The sequence below is a fragment of the uncultured Campylobacter sp. genome, from assembly GCF_938045595.1.
Taxonomy (GTDB): domain Bacteria; phylum Campylobacterota; class Campylobacteria; order Campylobacterales; family Campylobacteraceae; genus Campylobacter_B.
This window is the reverse complement of the sequence record NZ_CALIBB010000035.1, coordinates 1-3,519: the sequence shown is the minus strand read 5'-3', so window position 1 is coordinate 3,519 and position 3,519 is coordinate 1. Positions and strand designations below refer to the sequence as shown.

Below are 3,519 nucleotides of genomic sequence, written 5' to 3'. Positions count from 1 at the left end.
CAGGTAGAGTAGATAAGGCAGTAGAAACTTCAACTCCAGCATTTTTGTTTATTATATTAGCAATGTTTGCTTTTGCGATTTCACCAATTACATTGTTGATAGAGCTTTATTTTCAAAATAAACTATTAAAAATAAGGCATAAAAAAGATATTATATGGGCTTTAAATTCAACATATTCATTTTGGATTCTTATTCTTGGACTATTTGTAATTTGCCTATTCGACCTATTTAATAAATATAGGTCAACTATTATACCGTTGATAGTATTAATTTTATTGCTAATTCCACATATAGTCTTATCAATTAAATACAAAAGTAAATTTAATCGGTTTGCTAGATTAAAAGCAATAAAAAGGAAAATCAAAGCACAAAAGGAAGCCGATATGATTTTAAAGCAACAAAAAGAGGAAGAAAGAATAAAAAGAGAAATTAATAAAATGAATTGTTAGATAAAGTCTACTTCAAATTTGGAGCAGAATTTATCTGCACTCCCGCATTATTTATTGGTATCGCGCGAATAAGGAGGCAAAAATGCAAGGAAGTTTCAAAAGCTCCGGCGGCGGTTCGGGCGGCATGGGCGGTGGCTTCGGCGGTATGCGAAACCCCTTCAATCAAGGCAGGCTCGCAGACGCAAAGCGCTTCGGCATCATATCGGAGGCGCTTATGCTGATTTCTGCGCTTACGGAGCACCTACCGGGCGGCGAGGGGCTTTTTGGTATCAGGGCGTGCTTGGGCCTGGGCTCGCTCATCCTTCTTTACCGCGCGGCGAAAGGCATCTCCGAGCTTGCGGGCAGCGATACCGTCTCCAACGTAAAATTTATAATTATCACCGCGATTGCCTATGCGGTTGCTTCGATATTGCAAAATCGCGCCCTCACGATTATCGGCGCGCTGGCGGTTTTGTTTTTCATCGCTAGGCTCTACTACGGGCTGTATAAAGACACGCAAAACGCGCTATTTCTGATCGCCGTGGGGATTTCGTTTGCGGGCGGCATACTGTCCGTCATCTCAGGCGATGGCTCGCGCATATCCGTGCTGATGGACTTTGCGGCGCCGGCGGCGTTTTTGTTTGCGTGGCTTCGGACGGAAAAAATCACCTAGAGCTTTTGCGCTCGTCCGCTTAAGAAGCGAGCGGGATTCTATTTCGGCGCGGATTTAAACACGGCGCGTAAAAACGGGCGCGGCATTAAAATTTTAAAAAACGACGCGCAAAAATGAGGCGGAAATAAAATGCAAAAAATGGCTTGGAAATTTGGCGAGCTTGAAAAAGTCGCGACGGACGAGGGCTTTATTTGGTATGCGGAGCTAAAAAGCGAAAGCTCTAGCGAGGTGCCGTTTTGTCTTGTGTCTGCAGATACGGCGGATGTGGACGATGAGGGGTTTTGCTCGCGCAGCGACGCCTGGGACATCGATCGGTACGTAAAAGACGCTCTTGTCTTCCTGCGAGACGAGCTTAGACGCGAGTATCGTTTGAGCGAGGATGAGCTTAGGCTGCTTGACGTGCCCGTTTGCGATCTGCCGTTTGAGCTGCCGCAATGCACGTTTTACGCGCGCGATACGCAGTGGCTGCTGGGGCCCGGCGCGCTTGATATTTGCGAGCCTTTCGGCATCGGGGTGATTTTTGAAGGCGAAAGACCGCTGCGCGTGGAAAATTTGGAGCTTTGCTAACTGCGGTAAAATGCTAAATTTAAAGGCGGATGGGAATTTTAATGCTTTGCCGAGTTTGAAATTTTTCGGCTTTTCGCGAATGTAACGCGGTAAATTTTAAAATTTAACCGCAAGGTGCGGCATCAAAAAGACGCGGCGCCGAATTTGATATAATCTCTAAAATTTAAACGCTTAAAAGGAGCGAGCCGTGAGCGAAAAATTTCAAGCCGAGATGAAAGAGCTAGACGAAAAATTCGCCGCAATACCGGAGAATTTAAAGAAGCGATACGATAAACACAGACTAATTAGGTGCTCTAGTATGGTATTTTTAGCGCTTTTGTTCGGCATTGCATCGGTAACCTCGCGACTTATTTCTTACGTGGATATTCAGATGCCCGAGCCCTTTTTGTTTTGTGTGGCGGTAGTTTTATCCATTTGCTTGACGGCATTTTGTTTAAAGTGCTACAAGACAAAAAAATACAGCAACTTTTTCATAAAAAATCAAGATGCCAGTTTGATGATTTTTACTTTTGAGAATACGGCTAGCTTAGTCTTGGTTTTATTTCCCACTTTGCTATTTCTATCTTCGGCAATGGGAGGTTCGCGAGATGAGTTAAGCGGCGCCGGCACTTTATACGGAGTCTTTATAGCTCCGATTTGCATATTAGTTTTTCTTTTATGCTATTTTTATAATAAAGGCTCATATACTCCAAGGATCCATATCGGCAGCTCTCAAACGAAGCTTGATTTGTCGGTGCGAGAAGTCGAATTTAAAGAGGATGAACTAAACGAGAAATTTGCCAATATTCCAAAGAATTTAAAAAGGCAATACGACATACATAGATTGATTAGACGTGCGAGCGCAATATTTTTGGCGTTTTTATTTATCATTGTTACATTTGCGAGCGCTATTACTACATTGCGTGGCGTTGTTATTGTTTTAGTAATGTTATTTTCGTCCATTCTATTAACTATAGGTTATTTAAAAAGTAATTCTATGAAAGAATATAGCAAGCTTTTCATAAAAAATCAGCGAATTTCTTTAGCGGTTTTTACTATTGAAAATTTAGCTAGCGCGGCTTTGATTTTGTATCCGCTAGCGCTCATAATAGTGGCATTGATCGCTAAAAATAATGAGAGGATAATAGATTTGCTTTTAAGTGGCTCGAATATATCGTCTGTTTGCTTGATCGTTTTCGCAGCGTGCTATTTTTTCAACCGAAGCACATATATTCCAAAAAACGATAAATTCTGCTAAATTTAAACGGGATGAGAGCTCGCGAATATTCTTGCTGATGAATTTTGCGGTGCCCGCGGCGTTTTTATTCGCGTGATTTCGAACGAAAAAATTGCTTAGAATTTTACGGATGTTTACGTAAGAAATTGGGCGAAATTCCGCTTCGGCGCGGAATTTAAGCATAGCGCGACAAACGCGTAAAGATGGCTGTAAATATGGACGCACGGAAAAGCAATAAAGGTCGCAAAAGATGCAAAGATGGGCACGGAGCGCGTTGCGGAATAGAGGCGCGAGCTGCTGTGAATTTCACATTGCGTTACGCGCATGAATTTTATGCTCCGCCAGGTGGAATTTCACGCTCAAATTTCACGACATTTCGGGCTCTGTAGCTTATAGCTTCCTAAGCTTCGCGATCTCATCGCGTAGCGCAGCAGCCTTTTCAAACTCCAGCGCTGCTGCGGCTTCGAGCATCTGTTTGCGAAGCTCCTTTACGATCTTGGCGCGCTCGGCGGCTGGCATTTTTTCGAGATTAGCACCCTTTCTTAAAATTTCGGTGCCGTCCTCGATCTTTAGGCTCTCCTCGATATTGCGGCTCGCAGAATGCGGGGTTATGCCGTGGGCGCGGTTGTATTCAT

5 protein-coding genes are annotated in these 3,519 nt (G+C 43.4%); 4 read left to right on the top strand and 1 reads right to left on the bottom strand.

The genetic code is table 11. From position 1 onward, the window contains the following. From Q0340_RS01495 to Q0340_RS01480, 4 genes are all read left to right on the top strand, one after another. Window positions 1-449 (top strand): hypothetical protein (locus tag Q0340_RS01495; RefSeq protein WP_298081869.1); only part of this gene is annotated, 449 nt, incomplete at its 5' end. 82 nt (window positions 450-531) lie between these two features. Beyond that, a complete protein-coding gene (locus Q0340_RS01490; RefSeq protein WP_298081868.1) occupies window positions 532-1,101 on the top strand; it encodes a hypothetical protein in 570 nt (189 codons plus the stop codon). Between the two features lie 129 nt (window positions 1,102-1,230). After that, window positions 1,231-1,668, top strand: coding sequence for a hypothetical protein (locus tag Q0340_RS01485; protein ID WP_298081867.1), 438 nt, complete (start codon window positions 1,231-1,233; stop codon window positions 1,666-1,668). Between the two features lie 187 nt (window positions 1,669-1,855). Then, entirely contained in the window at window positions 1,856-2,905 is a 1,050-nt protein-coding gene (locus Q0340_RS01480) for a hypothetical protein (protein WP_298081866.1), read from the top strand. A 369-nt stretch (window positions 2,906-3,274) separates the two neighbouring features. Here the strand turns inward: Q0340_RS01480 and Q0340_RS01475 are convergent. Further along, window positions 3,275-3,519, bottom strand: a 245-nt coding sequence (locus Q0340_RS01475) for a UvrB/UvrC motif-containing protein (RefSeq protein WP_298081865.1), incomplete at its 5' end; no start/stop codon positions are given.

What these genes read in the sequence shown, in the direction of transcription:
- Q0340_RS01490 (WP_298081868.1), top strand. Translation starts at nt 532, where the DNA reads ATGCAAGGAAGTTTCAAAAGCTCCGGCGGCGGTTCGGGCGGCATGGGC.
- Q0340_RS01485 (WP_298081867.1), top strand. Translation starts at nt 1,231, where the DNA reads ATGCAAAAAATGGCTTGGAAATTTGGCGAGCTTGAAAAAGTCGCGACG.